The organism is Kocuria sp. APC 4018, assembly GCF_030407675.1.
GTDB classification, from domain to species: domain Bacteria; phylum Actinomycetota; class Actinomycetes; order Actinomycetales; family Micrococcaceae; genus Kocuria; species Kocuria rhizophila.
In genome coordinates, this window is the sequence record NZ_JASDCY010000006.1 from 17,740 (window position 1) to 37,853 (window position 20,114).

At 71.1% G+C, this 20,114-nt stretch carries 19 protein-coding genes and 1 pseudogene; 14 read left to right on the plus strand and 6 right to left on the minus strand.

Annotated elements, in window-relative coordinates; genetic code table 11:
* The first annotated feature begins 11 nt into the window (after positions 1-11).
* The 7 genes and pseudogenes from selA (at position 12) to QL985_RS02095 (ending at position 6,886) form a co-directional block, all read left to right on the plus strand.
* Positions 12-1,319, plus strand: a complete 1,308-nt coding sequence (selA, locus tag QL985_RS02065) for an L-seryl-tRNA(Sec) selenium transferase (protein WP_290147480.1) — start codon at positions 12-14, stop codon at positions 1,317-1,319.
* Positions 1,319-3,121, plus strand: a complete 1,803-nt coding sequence (gene selB / locus QL985_RS02070) for a selenocysteine-specific translation elongation factor (protein WP_290147482.1) — start codon at positions 1,319-1,321, stop codon at positions 3,119-3,121. The genes selA and selB overlap by 1 nt, the downstream gene beginning before the upstream one ends.
* A gap of 348 nt (positions 3,122-3,469) precedes the next feature.
* Positions 3,470-3,670 (plus strand): DUF3072 domain-containing protein, encoded by a 201-nt coding sequence (locus QL985_RS02075; protein WP_081477428.1) that lies wholly within the window; start codon positions 3,470-3,472, stop codon positions 3,668-3,670.
* Between the two features lie 170 nt (positions 3,671-3,840).
* Positions 3,841-4,320: a DUF2231 domain-containing protein gene (locus tag QL985_RS02080; protein ID WP_290147484.1), complete on the plus strand. Its 480-nt coding sequence runs from the start codon at positions 3,841-3,843 to the stop codon at positions 4,318-4,320.
* A 224-nt stretch (positions 4,321-4,544) separates the two neighbouring features.
* Positions 4,545-5,372, plus strand: coding sequence for an alpha/beta fold hydrolase (locus tag QL985_RS02085; RefSeq protein WP_290147486.1), 828 nt, complete (start codon positions 4,545-4,547; stop codon positions 5,370-5,372).
* 266 nt (positions 5,373-5,638) lie between these two features.
* Positions 5,639-6,205 (plus strand): annotated as a pseudogene (locus tag QL985_RS02090) (EamA family transporter); the annotation flags it as partial.
* A 102-nt stretch (positions 6,206-6,307) separates the two neighbouring features.
* Positions 6,308-6,886 carry a mismatch-specific DNA-glycosylase gene (locus tag QL985_RS02095; RefSeq protein ID WP_290147543.1) on the plus strand — a complete coding sequence of 193 codons (579 nt, stop codon included), beginning with the start codon at positions 6,308-6,310 and terminating at the stop codon, positions 6,884-6,886.
* Positions 6,887-6,917: 31 nt separating this feature from the next.
* Here QL985_RS02095 and QL985_RS02100 read toward each other — a convergent pair whose 3' ends face one another.
* On the minus strand, positions 6,918-8,273 hold the full coding sequence (locus tag QL985_RS02100) for a carboxylesterase family protein (RefSeq protein WP_290147488.1): 1,356 nt from the start codon (positions 8,271-8,273) through the stop codon (positions 6,918-6,920).
* Positions 8,266-8,487 carry a hypothetical protein gene (locus tag QL985_RS02105; RefSeq protein WP_290147490.1) on the minus strand — a complete coding sequence of 74 codons (222 nt, stop codon included), beginning with the start codon at positions 8,485-8,487 and terminating at the stop codon, positions 8,266-8,268. The genes QL985_RS02100 and QL985_RS02105 overlap by 8 nt, the downstream gene beginning before the upstream one ends.
* Before the next feature lie 110 nt (positions 8,488-8,597).
* Between QL985_RS02105 and QL985_RS02110 the strand changes: the two genes are divergently transcribed.
* Positions 8,598-9,284: a TRIC cation channel family protein gene (locus QL985_RS02110; RefSeq protein WP_290147492.1), complete on the plus strand. Its 687-nt coding sequence runs from the start codon at positions 8,598-8,600 to the stop codon at positions 9,282-9,284.
* A gap of 69 nt (positions 9,285-9,353) precedes the next feature.
* Here the strand turns inward: QL985_RS02110 and QL985_RS02115 are convergent, their stop codons facing one another.
* Positions 9,354-10,430 (minus strand): acyltransferase, encoded by a 1,077-nt coding sequence (locus QL985_RS02115; protein WP_290147493.1) that lies wholly within the window; start codon positions 10,428-10,430, stop codon positions 9,354-9,356.
* A gap of 42 nt (positions 10,431-10,472) precedes the next feature.
* Between QL985_RS02115 and QL985_RS02120 the strand changes: the two genes are divergently transcribed.
* The 3 genes from QL985_RS02120 to QL985_RS02130 all read left to right on the plus strand — a co-directional run bounded on the left by QL985_RS02120 (position 10,473) and on the right by QL985_RS02130 (position 13,047).
* Positions 10,473-11,363, plus strand: a complete 891-nt coding sequence (locus tag QL985_RS02120; protein ID WP_290147495.1) for a rhodanese-related sulfurtransferase — start codon at positions 10,473-10,475, stop codon at positions 11,361-11,363.
* A gap of 64 nt (positions 11,364-11,427) precedes the next feature.
* On the plus strand, positions 11,428-12,102 hold the full coding sequence (locus QL985_RS02125) for an MOSC domain-containing protein (RefSeq protein WP_290147497.1): 675 nt from the start codon (positions 11,428-11,430) through the stop codon (positions 12,100-12,102).
* 96 nt (positions 12,103-12,198) lie between these two features.
* On the plus strand, positions 12,199-13,047 hold the full coding sequence (locus QL985_RS02130) for a uracil-DNA glycosylase (RefSeq protein ID WP_290147499.1): 849 nt from the start codon (positions 12,199-12,201) through the stop codon (positions 13,045-13,047).
* A gap of 61 nt (positions 13,048-13,108) precedes the next feature.
* Here QL985_RS02130 and QL985_RS02135 read toward each other — a convergent pair whose 3' ends face one another.
* Positions 13,109-14,326, minus strand: coding sequence for an IS110 family transposase (locus QL985_RS02135; protein WP_290147500.1), 1,218 nt, complete (start codon positions 14,324-14,326; stop codon positions 13,109-13,111).
* 370 nt (positions 14,327-14,696) lie between these two features.
* Between QL985_RS02135 and QL985_RS02140 the strand changes: the two genes are divergently transcribed.
* Both QL985_RS02140 and QL985_RS02145 read left to right on the plus strand, forming a co-directional pair.
* Entirely contained in the window at positions 14,697-15,083 is a 387-nt protein-coding gene (locus tag QL985_RS02140; RefSeq protein WP_290147503.1) for a YchJ family metal-binding protein, read from the plus strand.
* 50 nt (positions 15,084-15,133) lie between these two features.
* Entirely contained in the window at positions 15,134-15,652 is a 519-nt protein-coding gene (locus QL985_RS02145; RefSeq protein WP_290147505.1) for an O-acetyl-ADP-ribose deacetylase, read from the plus strand.
* A gap of 334 nt (positions 15,653-15,986) precedes the next feature.
* On the opposite strand, the gene QL985_RS02150 is transcribed toward QL985_RS02145, so the two are convergent.
* Positions 15,987-16,973 (minus strand): malate dehydrogenase, encoded by a 987-nt coding sequence (locus tag QL985_RS02150; RefSeq protein ID WP_290147506.1) that lies wholly within the window; start codon positions 16,971-16,973, stop codon positions 15,987-15,989.
* A 139-nt stretch (positions 16,974-17,112) separates the two neighbouring features.
* On the opposite strand from QL985_RS02150, the gene tpx reads away from it, so the two are divergent.
* The gene (gene tpx, locus QL985_RS02155; RefSeq protein WP_290147508.1) at positions 17,113-17,610 is read left to right on the plus strand and encodes a thiol peroxidase; all 498 of its coding nucleotides are present in this window, start codon (positions 17,113-17,115) and stop codon (positions 17,608-17,610) included.
* A gap of 84 nt (positions 17,611-17,694) precedes the next feature.
* Here tpx and QL985_RS02160 read toward each other — a convergent pair whose 3' ends face one another.
* Positions 17,695-19,908, minus strand: a complete 2,214-nt coding sequence (locus QL985_RS02160; RefSeq protein WP_290147510.1) for an NADP-dependent isocitrate dehydrogenase — start codon at positions 19,906-19,908, stop codon at positions 17,695-17,697.
* Between the last annotated feature and the right edge of the window lie 206 nt (positions 19,909-20,114).

The following is a 20,114-nucleotide window of genomic DNA, read 5'->3' on the forward strand; positions in this document are numbered from 1 at the left end:
CGAGGAGCACCGTGAGCACAGAGGACCCCCGCCGCCGCATCCCCCGCACGGATCGCGTCCTCGCGGACCCGGCCGTGGTGGCGGCGACCGGACATCTCGGCGACACCGCCGTGCGGGCCGCCGTCGTCCGCGCCCAGGACCGCGCGCGGAACGGGGAGATCGCCCCGGAGGACGTGGTCGACGCCGTGGCCGCCGACCTCGCGTCCCGCCGCACGAGCTCCCTGACACCGGTGCTCAACGCGACGGGAGTGGTGGTGCACACCAACCTGGGCCGCGCGCCCCTGTCCGACGCCGCGCGGCAGGCCCTGCTCGACGCCGCCGGCTACGTGGACGTGGAGCTGGACCTGGACACCGGCCGTCGGTCCGCGCGCGGCGTCCCGGCGCGGCAGGCGCTGCTGGAGGCGTGCCCCGCGGCGGAGGACGCGCTGATCGTCAACAACGGTGCAGGCGCTCTCGTGCTCGCGACCACCGCGCTGGCCGGTGCCCGGGAAGTGGTCATCAGCCGCGGCGAGTTCGTGGAGATCGGCGCGGGTTTCCGGCTCTCGGACCTCATGGAGTCCACGGGGGCCAGGCTGCGCGAGGTGGGCACGACCAACCGCACGCACCTCGGGGACTACCGCGCGGCCCTGGGCCCGGAGACCGGGTGCATCCTCAAGGTCCACCCCAGCAACTTCCGGGTGGACGGGTTCACCTCCTCGCTGCCGCTGCGCGAGCTGCGGTCCCTCGCGGATGCGCACGGCGTCCCTCTCGTGGTGGACGTGGGCAGCGGTCTGCTGAGCCCGGACCCCGCGCTGCCGGACGAGCCGAGCCTCTCGGAGGCGCTGGAGGCCGGAGCGGACGTCGTGATCGCCAGCGGGGACAAGCTCCTCGGCGGTCCGCAGGCCGGTCTGCTGCTCGGCCGGGCGGACGCGGTGCAGCGCCTCGTGCGGTTCCCCCTGGCCCGGGCCGTGCGCGCGGACAAGCTCACGCTCGCGGCCCTCGAGGCAACCCTTCGCGGCGGCACCGCACCGGTGACCGCGGCTCTCCACGCCAACCCCCAGCGGTTGCGGGAGCGGACCGAGGCCCTGGCGGCTTCCGTCGGAGCGGAGACCGTCCCGCACGAGGGACGCGTGGGCGGCGGTGGCGCCCCGGGCGTGCCCCTCCCGGGATGGGCGATCAAGCTGCCCGAGGCGGCGGCCCGCCCCCTGCGCGTGGGCCGTCCCGCCGTGCTTCCCCGGGTGCACGACGGTGCCTGCCTGCTGGACCTGCGCTGCGTGCCCGAGTCGCAGGACGGCGTGCTGGCCGACGCCGTGGTGGCGGCGCTCGCGGAGGCGCACTGATGCACGTGGTGGCGACCGCGGGTCACGTGGACCACGGCAAGAGCACTCTGGTCCGGGCGCTCACGGGCATCGAACCCGACCGCTGGGACGAGGAGAAGCAGCGCGGGCTCACGATCGACCTCGGGTTCGCGTGGACCGAGCTGCCCTCGGGAGCTCACGTGGCGTTCGTGGACGTGCCAGGCCACGAGCGTTTCCTGGGCAACATGCTCGCGGGGGTGGGCCCCGCACCCGTGGTCGTGTTCGTGGTGGCCGCGGACGAGGGGTGGCAGGAGCAGTCCGACGACCACCGGGACGCCGTGGCCGCCCTCGGGATCGCCCACGGCCTGGTCGCGGTCACCAAGGCGGACCGTGCCCCGCAGAACGTGGACGCGGTCCTGGCCCGGGCCCGCGCGGAACTCGCGGCCACGGGACTCGGGGATGCACCCGGCGTCGTCGTCTCCGCGCGGGAGGGCACCGGCCTGGACGCGTTCCGCGAGGCGCTCGACGGCGTGCTGGCCCGTGTCCCTGCGCCGGACCCGGACGCTCGGGTGCGGCTGTGGATCGACCGGGCGTTCACCATCTCCGGCGCGGGCACCGTGGTGACCGGAACGCTCACCGCGGGGACGCTGCGCGTGGGGGACCGGATGACGCTGCGCGGGCCCGCGGGGGAGCAGAGCGTCACCGTGCGGTCCCTGCAGAGCCAGAACTCCTCGGTGGCGCAGATCGGGCCCACCCACCGGGTGGCCGTGAACCTGCGTGGCACCGGCAAGGACCGGATCCACCGTGGTGACGTGCTGCTGAGCCCGGACTCCTGGCCGGCCACCGACGTTCTCGAGGTGCGACGCCACGGCGGAGACCCGTTCACGGAGGTCCCCGAGGAGCTCGTGGTGCACGCGGGCACGGCGGGCGTGGGGGCACGGATCCGACCGCTGGACGAGGACCATGCCCGGCTCCACCTGGACCACCTCCTCACCCTGGTGCCGGGGGATCGACTGGTGCTGCGCCACCCGGGGGCCCGCGTGGCCGTGGGCGGCGCCCGGGTGCTGGACATCGACCCGCCCGCCCTGACCCGCCGCGGTGCGGGCACCCGCGAGGCCGCCCGGCTCGCGGGGATCCCGGACACCGGGGATCCGGTGGCGGAGACGGTCAAGCTCGGTGCCGTCCCGGTCTCCCGGCTGCGGCTGCTGGGGTTCGACGTGTCCGACACCGCTGCCGTCCCGCCCGCCGAGGACGTGGTGGTCGACCAGGGCTGGTGGATCCACGCGCGGCGTCTCGCGCAGTGGGCCGCGGATCTGACCCGGGCCGTGGACGCCGCCCACGAGCGCGACGCCCTCTCCCGGGGACTGCCCCGGGGAGCGGCGGCAACGGTGCTCCCTGGGGCGCCGGGTGCCGAGCTCCTGGACACGGTGGTGCGCGCGGCCGGGCTGGTGGAGCGGGACGGTTTCCTCACCTCCCCGGGACGGGAGAACGGACTGGGCGCCGCAGAGACCGGGGTGACGCGGGTCGAGCAGCGGCTGCGGACCGATCCCTTTGCTGCGCCCGAAGCGTATGAACTGGCAGACCTTCAGCTGGGCCCCCGCGAACTGGCCGCGGCGCAGAGGCTCGGCAGGCTCCTGAGGCTGCCGGGCGACGTCGTGCTGCTGCCCACCGCGCCCGCGCTCGCCATGCGTGAGCTCGCCCGGCTGCCGCAGCCCTTCACCACCAGCCAGGCGCGGCAGGCGTGGGGCACCACGCGCCGCGTGGCCATCCCGCTGCTCGAGCACCTCGACGCGAAGGGGTGGACGCGGCGGGAGGACGGCACCCGCCGGAGCATCGTGCGCTGACCGGTGCGACTCGTCGACCGCGGCCGGGCTGCGCGCCGTGAGCGAAACCCCCTCCCCGGGGCGGCCGCGGAGCACTAGCCTCGGGGACACGACATCGGGCAACGCAGCACCGGACGAGCCCGTGCCACCCCGCGCGGCACCCCGTCCGCGGCGCGTTCCCGTGAGACCGGGGTCGGAGCAGACCGGCCCAGGAGACGATGGAGGAGCACCATGACCGACACCCCCGCCCAGGACCCCCAGATGCAGAACGAGCAGCCTCCCCTCGAGAACGGCACCCCGGACGGCTCGGTGCCCCAGGGCACCGCGCAGAACGGCGCACCCCAGAACGGTGCGCCGCAGGGCGAGACCATCGGCGCCACCGGGGACGCCCAGGACTCCACGCTGGAGAAGGACCCCTCGGACTGGGTCAGTGGCGACGAGCCCATGACCGGCGCGCAGAAGTCCTACCTGGACACCCTCGCCAAGCAAGCCGGTGAGGAGCTGCCCGCGGACCTGACCAAGGCCCAGGCCTCGGAGCACATCGAGCGGCTCAAGGGCTCCTCGAACTGACCCCGCTGCCGGAACCACGCCCCGCGCGCGCCTGACGTCCAGGCCGCCGCGGGGCGTTTCCCATGCCGTGCACAGCTCCACCCGGTGTGCCGGGCCATCCTGGGTGTTTGCCGAGACAGGAAAGCCTCAACTTGCTTGTGGGCAACCGATTCCCGGTCGATGATCATCGCGTGTTCGCATCGATCGCGGGACTGCCCGCCCATCCGCTCCTCGTCCACCTGTCCGTCGTCGCCGCTCCCGTGGGAGCGCTCCTCCTTCTCCTCTGGGCCACCGCGCCGCGCTGGCGCGCACGTCTCGGCACCTTCACGGTGGGGGTCAGCGCCGTGGCCTTCGCCGCCTCCCTGCTCGCCAAGAGCACGGGCGAGGCCCTGCTGCCCGCCATGGGTCTGAGCGAGCACGCCCCCGGTCAGGTGGGTCCGCACGCGCAGTACGCAGACCTGCTGGTGGTGGCCGTGGGGCTGTGCCTCGGGATCTCGGTGCTCCTCTACGCGGCGCAGCGCTGGCTCACCGCAGTCCGCTTCGCCCGCCGGGACACCGTGCTGCTGGCCCTGCGGGTGCTCGCGGTGCTCGCGGCGGTCTTCTCCCTGGTGATGGTCGCGCTCACGGGCCACGCCGGTGCCCAGCTGGTGTGGGGGAACTTCCCCGGCTGACCCGCGCGCGGCACGTCGCCGCGCCGGCGCCGCTGCCGCCCGTTCTGTCTCCGCGCCGCCCACGCCCTGTTCTACGCCGCCCACGCCCTGTTCTACTCCGCTCCGAGCCCCGACCTGGGTGCCGGGGCCCGGGCCCGAGGGGGCCCGGGCGTGCGACGGCGGGGCGGGCCGGGCGGCGTCGGCGGCTTTGGTGCGGGTTGGCGCGGCGCAGTAGATTGACGCCCGTGCCTCAGGATCCCAAACCCACACTGAAGACCACGCTGATCGGCTCCGGGGAGCACCGCGTGGTGTTCCTGCACGGGCTGTTCGGACGCGGCAAGAACTTCACGAACATCGCCAAGGGGCTGCAGCCCGAGTTCAGCTGCCTGCTCGTGGACCTGCCCAACCACGGGGACTCCGCATGGACGGAGTCCTTCGGCTACGCCGCCATGGCGGACACCGTGGCCGAGCAGCTGCGTGCCGACTTCGCCGCAGCCGGCCCCGTGGACGTGGTGGGGCACTCGATGGGCGGGAAGGTCGCCATGGTGCTCGCGCTGCGGCACCCCGAGCTGGTGCACCGGCTCGTGATCGAGGACATCGCTCCCGTGGACTCCCAGGAGGCGGACACCACCTCCTCGCGCGGCAACTTCGAGCACCTGCTCGGTTCCTTGAAGCGCCTGGACCTCTCCGGCATCACCCACCGCTCCCAGGCCGACGCCGCCCTGCGCGCCGACATCCCGGACGACACCGTCCGCGGGTTCCTCCTGCAGAACCTGCGCCACCGGGACGGCGGGTTCGGCTGGCAGCCCAACCTGGACCTGCTGCACTGCGAGCTCGGGGACATCGGGGCGTGGCCCGCGGACGACGTCGCGGGGCGCACCTACACGGGGCCCGTGCTGTGGGTGGCGGGGGAGAACTCGCCCTACATCCAGGCCGAGGACGCGCCCGCCATGCGCGCGCTGTTCCCCAGGACCGTGCGGATCACCGTGCGCGGCGCCAGCCACTGGGTGCACGCGGACCGCCCCGAGGAGTTCATCATGGCCCTGCGGACCTTCCTGCTCAAGGACCGCTAGTCGTGGCCCGTCCGGGCGGCTCCCCCCGTGCCGACGGCACAGCACAGGGGGTGACCCTGGTGGTGGCGGCTGCCTTCGTCACCCAGACGGGTGCGGCCATCGCCGTGGGGCTGTTCGACGAGGTCGGTGCCCTGGGGGCCGTGTTCCTGCGACTCGCGCTGGCCGCGGTGCTGCTGTGCGCCGTCGTCCGCCCTCCGCTGCGTGCCGTGACCCGGCAGAACGTGGGTGTGGTGCTGGGATTCGGGGCGGCGCTGGGCGGGATGAACATGCTCATCTACCAGGCCATCGCCCGGCTGCCGCTGGGGGCGGCGGTCACCATCGAGCTGCTCGGTCCGCTGGTGCTGTCCGTGGTGCTGTCCCGCAGGCTCAGTGGACTGCTGTGGGCCGGGCTCGCGCTCGCGGGGGTGCTGCTGCTCAGCGGTGTGGGCCCGGGGACGGAGATCCCCGATCTGGCGGGGGTGCTGTTCGCGCTCGCCGCGGCGGGGATGTGGGCGTGCTACATCCTGCTGTCCCGACAGGCGGGGCGGTCGTTCCCCGGCATCCAGGGGCTGGCCCTGGCCATGGTGGTCGGGGCGCTGCTCGCGGCCCCGTTCGGGATCGTGAGCGGCGGCGCGGCACTGCTGCAGCCGCACGTGCTGCTCGTGGGCGTGGCCGTGGCGCTCCTGTCCTCGGCGCTGCCGTACGCGCTCGAACTCGCGGCGCTGCGGCGGCTTCCCGCAGAGACCTTCTCGATCCTCGTGAGCATGGCGCCCGCGGTGGCCGCGCTCGTGGGGTGGCTGATCCTCGGGCAGGGCATGGGGCCGGGGGAGATCGCGGGCATGGCGCTCGTGATCGTGGCGAGTGCGGCGGCCGTGCGGTCCGGGCGGAGGCCGCCGTCTCGTCAGCCCGGCAGCCGTCGAGGCTCGAGTCCGCCCCAGGCCCTATCCTCGGGTGCCATGGGCTTCACACGCGCAGAACTGGACTCCTTCAGGGACCGCACTGTTCCGGACCTGATCCCGCACCCGTTGCGGCTGCTGTTCGTGGGGATCAACCCGGGGCTGTGGACCGCGGCCACCGGGGCGCACTTCGCCCGCCCCGGCAACCGCTTCTACCCCGCGCTGCACCGGGCGGGCATCACGAGCGCCCGGATCGACGCCGCGGACGGCTACGACCCCGTGGAGTTGGCGCAGCTGACGGACCGGGGCATCGGGATCAGCAACGTGTGCCCCCGCGCCACCGCCCGGGCGGATGAACTCACCACGGAGGAGCTGCACGAGGGAGCGAAACGACTGGACCGGCTCATCCGGCGGGAACGTCCCGCCGTGGTCGCGGTGCTGGGGATCACCGCCTACCGGGCGGCCTTCGACCGTCCGAAGGCCACAGCCGGGCGGCAGGAGTCACCGTGGCCGGGCACCGAGCTGTTCGTGGCGCCCAACCCGAGCGGACTCAACGCCCACTCGTCCCTGGACGACCTGGCCCGGGTGTACGGGGAGATTGCGCGAGCCGCCGGAGTGGTGGACACCCAGAGCGACTGACCGGGCAGCGGGTGGATCTCCCGCACTGGAATCACCTCAGCGGGAAGACCCTCAGCCCGGCCTGCGCATCGCTCACCGGGGCGTGACCCCGCGCGAAGTCCGCCCACGCGCGGCGCAACCGGGCGCCGTCGTGCACCACCTGGGACCACGTGTGGCCGTCCACCAGCGGCGTGTGCTCCCACACGTCGTGACCGGGGAACAGCAGGGGCAGCTCGGAGATGTGGGCGCCGGCCACGGGGTTGCGGCCCACGCCCCACGAGAACTCGTAGCGTCGTCCCGCGCCACCGGCCTCCGCGTGACGACGGGCAAAGCGCACGGCGCCCTTCCCGTAGAGGCGCTGGGTGAACGGGGTGATGACCAGCCGTTCCACACGCCGGGCCTTGCGCGGATGCTGCATGCGGGTCAGCAGGGGTGGAATGCGAGCCGTGAACAGGGCGGCCTCACGGGTGGTGTTGCCCACCAGGACCTCGACCTCGGGTGCGGCCGCCTGCCACGCGGCGTCGAGCTCGTTCTCCGGGGGCAGGGGATCGTGGCCGTACTGCAGTCCGAAGGGCATCTGGCCCTTGAGGCCGTGACGCACGGCGGCCTTGGCCACCCGCTGCTGCATGGCGCGCACCTCGTACAGCTGGGCGTCGCGCGCCAGGGGTGCCGCCGTGGCGGCCATCAGGGCGCTCATCTTCGCGCGACCGGCCAGCAGCCCGAAGGGCGCGCTCTGGATGATCGCCCGCCGGAACAGGCCGCGGGCCTGCGGGACGAGCATGAGGTGCGCCACGGCGTCGCCGCCGGCGGACTGGCCGAACAGGGTGACGTTCTCGGGATCCCCGCCGAACGCGCTGATGTTCTCCCCGGTCCACCGCAGCGCGGCCACCATGTCCAGCAGGCCGAGGTTTGCCGGGATCTCCTTGCCGTCGCCCAGGAAGCCCAGCAGTCCCAGCCGGTACGTCACCGCCACTACGATCACGTTCTGCTCCGCCACGAGCGCACCAGGATCGTAGAACGGCGCATCCCCGCCGCCGGCCGCGTACGAACCGCCGTGGATCCAGACCATCACGGGCAGCCGCGCGTCCACCGGAGTGCCGGTGGGAACGGTCACCGACACCCGGAGGCAGTCCTCGTCCTGGGGCAGGTCCCCGATGTTGCTGCCCACGATGTCGTCCAGGAACGGCATGGGCGGCTGGGGGCACGCGGGCGCGGGCTCGGTGGACAGGACCGGGGTCGACGCCGCGGCCACCGGTTGCGGCCGCTCGTAGCGGCCCGCACGGGCGTACCGGATGCCGGTGGCCCGGTCCACGGCGCCGTCCTTCCGCCCGATGACCGTTCCGCACGGGGCCTGCCAGCGGGGCGCTCCGGCCGCGGTGGTTCCTGCGGTCCCGAAGCTCTCACCCACGGGGTTCCTCCAGTCTCATGCTCATCCCGATGGTGTGCGGCGCCCTGTCCTGGAACCCGTAGCGGACGTGGACGGCAGCCCACGCTCCGTGGATCCCAGCCTCCGCCTGATCCTCGGTCTTGGGGTGCATGCCGCTGTCCCGGCGCAGGGTCAGGTAGTCGGCCACGGAGGGTGGGGAGTCCACCAGGGTGTATCCCGGACGCACGTCAGTCATGTGACCAGTCTGACGGCTCCGTCCGACACGCGCAGGGGGCTGGCCGGCATCCGCTGACCCTATGCTGGTCCCCGGACTTTCGGCGGACACGGCACAGGAGGAGGCACCCGGTGGACATCGAGGCTGAGGTGGTCTTCGACCTCGTGGACCTGCTGGGGGTGCTCACCAACGGCATCCTGGGCGGCGTGGTGGCCCGGCAGCTGCGCATGGACCTCGTGGGTTTCGTGGTGCTGGCCATCGTCTCCGGCCTGGGCGGGGGCATGCTCCGGGACACGCTCCTGCAGCAGGGCTTCCCCGTGGCGCTGACCAACCCCGCGTACCTCACCACGGCGCTCGCCGGTGCGCTGATCGCCTACCTCCTGGTGTTCGACAGCAAGTGGACCTTCCGGGCGCTGTTCGTCGCGGACTGCCTCTCCGTGGGCTGCTGGGCCGCCACGGGCACCGTCAAGGCGCTGGGAGCGGGCCTCGCGTGGCCCCCGGCCATCCTGCTCGGGGTGGTGACCGCGGTGGGCGGCGGCATGATCCGTGACATCGCCGTGGGACGGCAGCCCGCCATCTTCGGCGGCAACACGCTCTACGCCACGAGCGCCCTGCTGGCCAGCGCGCTGATGGCGCTGCTCTCCGAGCTGGGTCACCCCACGTGGGGCATGGCCGGGGCGATAGTGCTCAGCGCCGTGGTCAGCGTGTCCGCGCGGCGCTTCGGCTGGCGCCTCCCGGGTCCGGCGAACCTCAGCCCCAGCGCCCTGAAGAAGTTGCGTCTGCGTCCTGTCCTGGGCAGGCGCACGCGACGTGAGTGACGCGCTCGTGGCCGGGCACGGCGCCGTCGACGACGCCGCGCAGCCGCCTGACGTCGCCGCTACGGCAGGTCACCGGACCAGGGACTTCCAGCGCATCGCAGGTTTCTCCACCACGGTCCAGGACACCCACGCCGCAGCAAGGGCGCACAGCAGGGACGCGATCGAGTATCCCCAGTACCCCAGCACCGTGTGTGCGCCCATGACAGCCAGGAGCTGCTGGAACGGGAAAGCGTAGATGTATGTCCCATAGGACAGATCCGTTCGAGTTCCCACGCGCGTGGGGAGGACCGCGCCGAGCCAAAGAGTCCCGTAGGCGATGGGCACGGCCATGAGGGCCCAGCTCCACGGGGCCGGAGTCCACTGCAGGGCGATGACCGCCAGACAGGCAGGGACCCCGAGCCACCACCGCACAGGAACCCGGTCGCGCGCGGCCCAAAGGGTCATCCCCGCCAAGAAGAAACCGGCAAGGCGCAGGGCCTGGAGGTAGCGTCCCGTCGAGACATCCAGAGGACCCAGGGCGAGCACCTGCAGGACCAGCACCACCAAGAGCAGACCCGTAAGAAAAGGCAGCGGACGGCGACGCACCAGCCCAAAGCTCAGCAGCACTCCGGCCATCAGGTACGCCATGCCCTCGAACCACAGGGTCCACAGTGACCCGTTCCAGGCACCCGGGTATGGAACGGACTTCAGGAGATCTTCGATGGGCCATTGCCGGATGTAGAGAGTGGCGTTGTTGAGGACATATCCGACAGCACTCTGGGCAACCCAACTCTCACCCCCGATAAGTGCGGCAAGGGGGGCCAAGACGAACGCCGTCGTGATCAGAGCGACCCAAAAACCGGGATAGATGCGAAGGGCGCGCCGCCACAGGAACCCCTGCAGAGACGTGCGAACGCGCGACCCCGCAATCAGGTAGCCGGAGATGGCGAAAAAGCCGTTGACTGCTGTACCGCTGAAGTCGTGCCAGTTGTGAGAGGGGAAGCCTCCCAGCGGGCTGCTGTGGCCGAACACCACCAGCGCGGCAAGAAAAAGCCGCACCAGGTTCAACGCATTGTTGTGTCCGGCCAAAGTCTGACCGAGGACGGGAAATGAGAGGGGGCGCTGTCTGGGGGATCGAGCTGAGGCGCGCGGGGGAGCGGAGGTCACGCGCGAAGCCTAACCGTTCCCAGGCTGTCCTACGCTGGACCCATGTCCCTCCCCAAGATTGTGCTGCTCTACGTGTTCACCCCTCTGGCGGACCCGGAGGCCGTGAAGCTGTGGCAGCTGAACCTCGCGCGGCGCACCGGGGTCAAGGGCCGGATCATCGTCTCGGAGCAGGGCATCAACGCCACCGTGGGCGGGGACATCCAAAACGTGAAGGCGTACGTCCGCGGGCTCAAGGAGTACGCCCCGTTCAAGCACGCGGACGTCAAGTGGTCCGACGGTGCGGGGGACGACTTCCCGCGGCTGAGCGTGAAGGTCCGCCCGGAGCTCGTGACCTTCGACGCCCCGGACGTCATCCGGGTCTCGGAGAACGGCGTGGAGGGCGGAGGCACGCACCTGAAGCCCCACGAGTTGCACGAGCTCGTGGAGCGGCGCGGTGAGGACGTGGTGTTCTTCGACGGCCGCAACCAGCTGGAGGCGGAGATCGGGAGGTTCCGCGGCGCCGTCGTACCCCGCACCGAGACCACGCGGGACTTCCTGCGGGAGCTGGATTCCGGCGCCTACGACCACCTCAAGGGCAAGGCCCTGGTGACCTACTGCACCGGCGGGATCCGCTGCGAGGTGCTGAGCGTGCTGCTGCGCGACCGCGGCTTCCAGGACGTGTACCAGCTGGACGGCGGGATCGTGCGCTACGGGGAGGCCTATGGGGACCGTGGCCTGTGGGACGGCTCCCTCTACGTCTTCGACGAGCGCCGGCACACGGAGTTCTCACCCGGGGCCAGGTCCCTGGGGCGATGCGTGCAGTGCGGGGAGGCCACACCCCGGTACGTGAACTGCGCCAACCAGCAGTGTCGGCAGCTGTTCCTGTGCTGCGGGACGTGCACGGAGACCGGGGCCAGGACCCGGTGCGCGGACTGCGTTCCGGTGGCCGTTTGACCCACCAGCCGGTCGCACGCACCCGTGGCGGCCTCCGGCGCCACCTCGAGATCAGGAGACCACCGTGGAGAATCCTCAACCCACCGTCACCGACGCCGCGGTGACCGCCCTGCACACCGGGGAGGTGCGGGCTCACCGGTGGGACGGCCGGGAGCTGGAGACCGCCGCCGAGAAGTCACCGCGAACGGGGAGGCTCTTCCTGAGCGGAACCGGGTTCATCGGGGACGAGCAGGGCGATCTCAAGAACCACGGCGGCCCGGACAAGGCGGTGTGCTGCTACGCGGCCGAGAACTACGACGCGTGGCGCGCGGAGGGGCGGGACCTCGGCCCCGGTGCGTTCTCGGAGAATCTCACCCTGCGAGGCGCCACGGAGGACCGCGTGTTCCTGGGCGACACCTTCCAGGTGGGCACAGCGCTGGTCCAGGTGACCCAGCCGCGCACCCCCTGCAACACCATTTCCCGCCGCTGGTCGGACTGGGACCTGCCGCGGGACATGGAACGGACCGCCCGCACCGGCTTCTACCTGCGGGTCCTGCGGGAGGGCCACGTGGGCGCCGGGGACGCGTTCGAGTTCGTGAGCCGACCCTCGGGCGCGGTGTCCGTGGGCGACGTCGTACGCATCATGGCCGCCGGGACCGCGGACCGGGAGGCATACCGTGGCCTGGCGTCCGCGCCCGAGTTCCCGCAGCAGTGGCGCCGCAAGATCCTGCGCCGGCTCGGGGAGGATGGTCTGCTGTGAGCACACGACGACGACGCCGCCGGCCGGGCCCGCACGCGACGGCAGCCCGGTGAGCAGCCACCGAGCCGACACACCGAATCCCGAGGACGACGCCACATGATCCAGGACAACGCATCCCAGTTGCCCCACCCCCTCACCCGGCAGCTGTTCCCATCCCCGGTGCCGCCCGGCATGGGGTGGCCGGAGGACCCCGCGCCGGCGGACGCCCCCGTGGCGCACGACGCCGCCGCGGTGCGCCATCTCGCGGCCACCGCCTCGGACGTGGACCAGCTCAACGGAATGGCCAGCGTGTGCCGTGCGTGCGACCGTCTCGTGGAGTGGCGCGAGGACGTGGCAGAGCGCAAACGGGCCTCGTTCGCCGGTGAGCCGTACTGGGGCAGGCCCGTGCCGTCCTACGGGGACCCGCTGGCGCGGGTGGCGATCATCGGGCTGGCCCCCGCTGCCAACGGAGGCAACCGCACCGGGCGCATGTTCACGGGGGACCGGGCGGGCGACTGGATCTACGCGGCGCTGCACCGCGCCGGATTCGCCGAGCACGAGACCGTGAGCACCGCGGGTGACGGTCAGGCCCTGCACGGGGTCCGCATGGTCGCCCCCGTGCGCTGCGCCCCGCCCGCCAACAAGCCCACCCCAGATGAGAAGGCCGCGTGCGGTGGCTGGTTCGACCGCGAGATCGGCCTGCTCACCGAGCTTCACGGCATCCTGGCCCTCGGAGGCATCGCGTGGCAGACGGTCCTCGCCGCGGCCGTGCGCATGGGCTGGGAGGTGCCCCGGCCGCGCCCGAAGTTCGGGCACGGCGTCGTCGTGCCCCTGCGCACCCCGGACGGCCGTGACGTGCGGCTCGTGGGCTGCTACCACGTGAGCCAGCGCAACACCTTCACCGGCCTGCTCACGGAGCAGATGCTCGACGACGCCCTGGCCCTGGCCGGGGAGCCGCCCGCCTAGCACGGGCCCCACCGATGACGCCCACAGCCGGCCCCGAAGGGGGGTGTCCCTATGTTCCGAGTCAAGCCGCGAGAGCGGTTGGCTCGGGGGTTGGGGTGGGTGGTTGGTAGTAGGTGCCGTTGCGGAGCATCGCGAAGATGACGTTGCAACGACGACGGGCCAGGCAGATCACGGCGGCGTTGTGTCGTTTACCTTCGGCTCGTTTGCGATCGTAGTAGGCCTTCGAGATCGGGTCGCGATTCGAGGCGATCCACGCGGAGTAGAACAGTGCGTTCTTCAATCGTTTGTTGCCCGAACGGGCGGGGAACTCACCACGGATCGACGTCCCTGATCGTCGTGTGACCGGGGCGATGCCCGCATACGCGGCCAGGTGGCCCGCGGTCTCGAACCCGGTGCCATCACCGATCGCGAGGAGGATCTGGGCGGCGGTCTTGATGCCGATCCCCGGCATGCTCATCAAGACCGAGGCGAGAGGGAAGTCCTCCAGCATGGCCTCGACTTCGTGGGCGACCGTTTCCCGTTGCGCTTTCAACTCCCTGACCTGCCCGGCCACCCTGGGGATCACGAGCTCGACCGCCGCGGTCGCCGGCACTGTCACGGTCTGCTCGCCCAGCGCCGTGAAGATCTTCTCGACCAGCGCTGAGGGATCGCGGCGAGAATGGGAACGAGCGAACCTCAGAACCCGTCCCCGCCCAGCGGAGGTGAACCCGGTGGGGCCTCCGAACTTCTCTAGCAGCTCCAGCACGAGGTCGGTGGAGAGGGTCCCGCCGGGGAAGACACGTTCTAGTGCGGGGTGGATCTGGGTGAGCAGCGAACGGATCCGGTTCAACGCCCTGGTGGTCTCGTGGGCGAGGTCCTCGTCGAACCCGGCGAGGACTTTCAGCGCGGAGAGGACCTCGTTGTCATGGTCGACCTGCCGCAGCGTGTGGGGCATGGTGCGGGCGGTGTCGGCGATGATGAACGCGTCTCTGGCGTCGGTCTTCGATCTTCCCGGATACAGGTCTGCTGCCTTTCGCATAGCCAGCCCGGGAAGATAAGCCACAGCGCAGCCGGTGTCTCTGGCCACCGCGATCGGCAACGCCCCGATGGTGTTGGGCTGGTCCACGACCATCAGCACCTCACCACGCTCCTGCAAGCTGGTGAACAACTCACGCAGCTGGGTCTCGTCCTGCGGGAGGGGTTTGTCGAACAGTCTGTGCCCGGTCGCATCCAGCGCGCACCCGTGGTGGGCGGTCTTGCCCACATCCAGGCCGATGATCACCGCGAAACGGTTCTCCATGATGAGCCTCCTTGGCACACCATCGCTGGTCGCAGTCTTGACACCCGATGCCGGCACCCACGTTACGAAGAGACCTCGCCACCACGGCGGCGGGCCGTGTCCCTATCAGCGGTCAACGCGTGTCTCTCGACCGGGCGGCAACACCCCCCGGACCATCAATGGCAGGGCAACAAAGCCATACCCGGCCGAGCGACCAGACCCCCGACCATCGGAGGCACTCACAAGGTAACGGGCGTGCTACGGCACGTGGACCCGCCCGAGGCGCGACGACGGGAACTCGACTGCCCGGTGGAGTGCCCGGCCGGCCGGTCCGTGCCCTGCGGCAACGGTCGCTCCGCGCAGGAAGCGGGTGCGGGTACTCTCGGGGACCATGAACGTGTGTCCCTGCGGTGGCCTGCCTGCCGGTGCGTCCCTGAACGAGTGCTGCGGTCCTGCGCTGAGCAACGAGGCGTGGCCGGACACGGCTGAGGCGCTGATGCGCTCGCGGTACACGGCCTACGCCATGGGTGCGGAGGACCACCTGTTCCGCACGTGGCACCCCCTGACCCGCCCGGCGGAGGTCTTTGTCGACCCCGACACCCGGTGGGTCGGCCTGCGGGTGGACAGCACCGTGGACGGCGGTCTCGAGGACGAGCACGGGATCGTGGAGTTCACCGCGGCCCACGTGAGCGAGGGGCGGTCGCTGGAACTGCACGAGGTGTCCGAGTTCGCCAGGCGCGCGAAACGCTGGATGTACGTGGGCCCCGCCTACGAGTGAGCTGCGCCGTGACGGGGAGCCACCGTCGTCGTGCGCAGTAGGGTTGGCTCATGAACATCGAGATCCGCAAGGGCGACATCACCAGGGTCGAGACAGACGCGATCGTCAACGCCGCCAACTCCAAGCTGCTCGGCGGCGGGGGAGTGGACGGTGCGATCCACCGGGCGGCAGGCAAGCAGCTGCTGGCGGAGTGCAGGCAGCTGCGGGAGACCACGCTCAAGGAGGGTCTGCCCGCGGGTCAGGCTGTGGCCACGGACGGCTACGAGCTCCCGGCGCGCTGGGTCATCCACACGGTGGGGCCGGTCTACGCCAAGACCAAGGACAAGAGCGACATCCTCGCGTCCTGCTACCGGGAGTCGTTGCGCGTGGCGGACGAGATCGGTGCAACGTCCGTGGCCTTCCCCGCCATCTCCGCGGGCATCTACGGCTGGCCCATGGACAGCGCCACGCAGATCGCGGTGAACACGGTGCTGGACGCGGACACCCAGGTGGAGACGGTGGTGTTCGTCCCGTTCTCGGCCGACGCGGAAGCCGCCTTCCAGGCAGCCTTCGACGCCGCGCGGGCCTGATCCGGCCCGCCATGGACCCTGGTCGGGATCTCCGCGCAACGCGGCCCCCGACACACCACCACCGTTGCGGCCTCCGGGGAAGACGCTGTCGTGTGGAGCAAATGCAGAAGAGCGAGCGCAAATCTGCATTAGCGGAGTTGTTGCACTGGGAGGACGACGGAGGGAAGCAGCAGGGAACTGCTGCAGGGCCCCCGCGCCCGCACCACCCAGGATTAAGTGCAGCTTCTGCCCAAAATCGACCGAGTTTCGGCAAAAGCTGCACTTTTTCCTGGGGGTGGCCGCGTCCACGAGCGGTGCGGACCCAGCTCCGGTACCTCGGCACCCTCGCGGGCGCTCAGATCAGGCCCAGCTCCTCCACCGCCGCGCGCTCCGACTCCAGCTCCGCCACGGACGCGTCGATGCGCGCACGCGAGAACTCGGAGATCTCCAGGCCCTGCACGATGGACCAGTCTCCGCCGGACGTGGTCACCGGGAAGGAGCTGACCAGTCCCTCCGGCACGCCGTAGGAGCCGTCCGAGACCACGGACATCGAGGTCCAGTCGCCGCGGTGGTTGCCCAGCATGAGGTCCCGGGCATGGTCGATCGTGGCACTCGCCGCGGACGCGGCCGACGACGCCCCGCGGGCCTCCAGGATGGCGGCACCCCGCTTGGCCACAGTGGGGATGAACGTGTCCTCGACCCACTCGCGGGTGACCAGGTCCAGGGCCGGGCGACCAGCCACTCTGGCGTGGTCCAGGTCCGGGTACTGCGTGGCGGAGTGGTTGCCCCACACGGAGAGGTGCTTGACGTCGTTCACCGCCGCCCCGGTCTGCGCCGCGAGCATGGCCACGGCCCGGTTGTGGTCCAGCCGGGTGAGCGCGCTGAACCGGGAGGCGGGGATATCCGGGGCGTTGCGCTGGGCGATCAGCGCGTTCGTGTTGGCGGGGTTGCCGGTGACCACCACACGGATGCCGTGGTCCGCCACCTCGTTCAGGGCCTTCCCCTGTTCGGTGAAGATCGCGCCGTTGGCCTCCAACAGGTCACCGCGTTCCATGCCCTTGGACCGTGGGCGTGCCCCGACGAGCAGGGCCAGCTGCGCGCCGTCGAACACCTTGCGGGGATCCGAGCCGATCTCCACGTCCGCGAGCAGCGGGAACGCGCAGTCCTGCAGCTCCATGACCGTGCCCTCCAGAGCGGGCAGCGCGGACGGGATCTCCAGCAGCCGCAGCCGCACCGGGCGCTCACGACCCAGGAGGTCTCCGTGCGCGATCCGGAAGAGCAGGCTGTAGCCGATCTGGCCGGCAGCGCCGGTGACGGCCACGGTGACGGGTGTGAGGCTCACGGGTTTTCCTCCTGGAACGGGTGACGCCTGTGTGGTGCGTCACACGAGGGTGCGGTGGTTCCGAGGCTATCAACCGCACCTGTTCAGCGCACGGCGGAAGCTCCTGTCGGCGTGTGCCGCGCCCGGTCAGAATGGGGTCATGGCTGAAACCGCATTCCAAGGAAATTCCGTGCACACCGTGGGCGAGTTGCCCGCCGAGGGCACGTCCGTCCGCTCCTTCGACCTGGTCGGCGCCGATCTGGGGCCCGTGGCCTCGGACGAGTTCACCGGTCAGCGCATGGTGCTCAACGTCTTCCCGTCCCTGGACACCGGCGTGTGCGCCCAGTCCGTGCGCGAGTTCAACAAGCGCGCGTCCGAGCTGCAGAACACCGCCGTGCTGTGCGTGTCCAAGGACCTGCCGTTCGCCCAGGCGCGCTTCTGCGGTGCCGAGGGTCTGGACAACGTGGTCACCGCGTCCGCGTTCCGCTCGTCCTTCGGCGAGGACTACGGCGTGACCATGACGGACGGCCCGCTGCAGGGTCTGCTCGCGCGCGCCGTGGTGGTCGTGGACGAGAACGGTCAGGTGGTCCACAGCCAGCTGGTCCCGGAGATCTCGCAGGAGCCGGACTACGACGCCGCCGTGGCCGCGCTCTCCTGACCCGCGCCTCCCACACCGACTGACAAACGACGCCGCCGCGCCCCCGGGAAGGGGACGCGGCGGCGTGGTCGTGCGCGGAGCGGATCAGGCCGTGAGCGAGTCCATGATCCGGTTCAGCGTGGCGGACGGGCGCATGACGCCCGAGACCAGCTCCGGCTTGGGCCAGTAGTAGCCGCCCAGGTCCGCGGGGGAACCCTGAACGCCCAGCAGCTCGGCGTTGATGGTGTCCTCGTTGGCGCGCAGCTCGGAGGCAACCTCCTGGAAGGCCTGGGCCAGCTCGGCGTCCTCGGTCTGCTGGGCGAGTTCCTCGGCCCAGTACATGGCCAGGTAGAAGTGCGATCCGCGGTTGTCCAGCTCGTTGACCTTGCGGGACGGGGACTTGTTCTCGTTCAGGAACGTGCCGGTGGCCCGGTCCAGGGTGTCCGCGAGGACCTGCGCCTTGGCGTTGTCGAAGCGCGTGGCCAGGTGCTCGAAGGACGCCGCGAGGGCCAAGAACTCACCGAGGGAGTCCCAGCGCAGGTGGTTCTCCTCCTGCAGCTGCTGCACGTGCTTGGGGGCAGAGCCGCCGGCGCCGGTCTCGAACAGGCCGCCGCCGTTCATGAGCGGCACGATCGACAGCATCTTCGCGGAGGTGCCCAGTTCCAGGATGGGGAACAGGTCCGTGAGGTAGTCGCGCAGCACGTTGCCGGTCACCGAGATGGTGTCCTCGCCGCGGCGGATGCGCTCGATGGTGAACTGGGTGGCCTCCACGGGGGAGAGGATGCGGATGTCCAGCCCGTCGGTGTCCTCCTGCGCGAGGTAGGTGTTGACCTTCTCGATCAGGTTGCGGTCGTGCGCACGGGACTCGTCCAGCCAGAACACCGCGGGCATCCCGGACTCGCGGGAGCGGCGCACGGCCAGCTGCACCCAGTCCTTGATGGGCGCGTCCTTGGCCTGGCACGCACGCCAGATGTCACCCGGCTGAACGTCGTGGGACATGAGCACGTCCCCGGCGGAGTTGACCACCTGCACGGTGCCTGCCTCGGCGATCTCGAAGGTCTTGTCGTGGGAGCCGTACTCCTCAGCCTTCTGGGCCATGAGACCGACGTTGGGCACGGTGCCCATGGTGGTGGGGTCGTACGCGCCGTTCTCGCGGCAGTCGTCGATCACGGTCTGGTACACACCGGCGTAGGAGGAGTCCGGCAGCACGGCCAGGGTGTCCTTCTGCTCGCCCTCGCGGCCCCACATCTGCCCGGAGGTGCGGATCATCGCGGGCATGGAGGCGTCCACGATCACGTCCGAGGGCACGTGCAGGTTGGTGATGCCCTTGTCCGAGTTCACGTAGGCGAGCTCGGGGCCGTTGTCGATGGCCTCCTGGAACGCAGCCTTGATCTCGGCGCCGTTGTCCAGGGCGTCGAGGCCCGAGAGGATCCCGGCCAGGCCGTCGTTGGGGGAGAGCCCGGCCTTGGCCAGGTCCGCGCCGTAGCGCTCCATGACGTCCTGGAAGAACGCGCTGACCACGTGGCCGAAGATGATGGGGTCCGAGACCTTCATCATGGTGGCCTTGAGGTGGGCGGAGAACAGGATTCCCTCCTCCTTGGTGCGGGCCACCTGGGCCTTCAGGAACTCGTCCAGGGCGGCGGCGCTCATGAACGTGGCGTCCACCACCTCACCGGCGAGCACGGGCACCGACTGCTTGAGCACGGTGGTCCTGCCGCCGCTGACCAGCTGGATGGTGAGGGTGTCGTCCGCCGGCATCACCACGGACTGCTCGTTGGTGCGGAAGTCGTCGTGGCCCAGGGTGGCCACGTTGGTCTTGGAGTCCTTGGACCACGCGCCCATGGTGTGCGGGTGCTTCTTGGCGTACTCCTTGACGGCCTTGGGTGCCCGGCGGTCCGAGTTGCCCTCGCGCAGCACGGGGTTCACGGCGGAGCCCTTGACGCGGTCGTAGCGGGCGCGGATGTCCTTGGCCTCGTCCGTGGAGGCGTCCTCCGGGTAGTCCGGCAGGTCGTAGCCGTCCGCCTGCAGCTCCTTGATGGTGGCCTTGAGCTGCGGGATGGAGGCGGAGATGTTGGGAAGCTTCACGATGTTGGCTTCCGGGGTCTTTGCGAGCTCACCGAGTTCCGCGAGGGTGTCCGGGACGCGCTGCTCCTCCGTGAGCCGGTCCGGGAACTGCGCCAGGATGCGGGCGGCCAGGGAGATGTCCCGGGTCTCGACCTCCACCCCGGCCGTGGACGCGAACGCCTCGACCATGGGCTTGAACGAGTACGTGGCCAGCATGGGCGCTTCGTCGGTCTCGGTGTAGATGATCTTGGGCATGGACAATGACTCCTTGCATCGACGGTCACTGGGGCTACCCTCCAGCCTACCCGCAGTGGGACCCCGCGAACCCTGCCGCTACGGGCCGTGATCGGCCGGCGGGCCCACGCTGCCGGGCGCCGCCGTGCCGCTGCGGTGCCCGCCGCCGGGATGACGACGGCGCACGGCACCGCCCCGGGGGTCGGTCGCCGTGCGCCGTGGTCGGC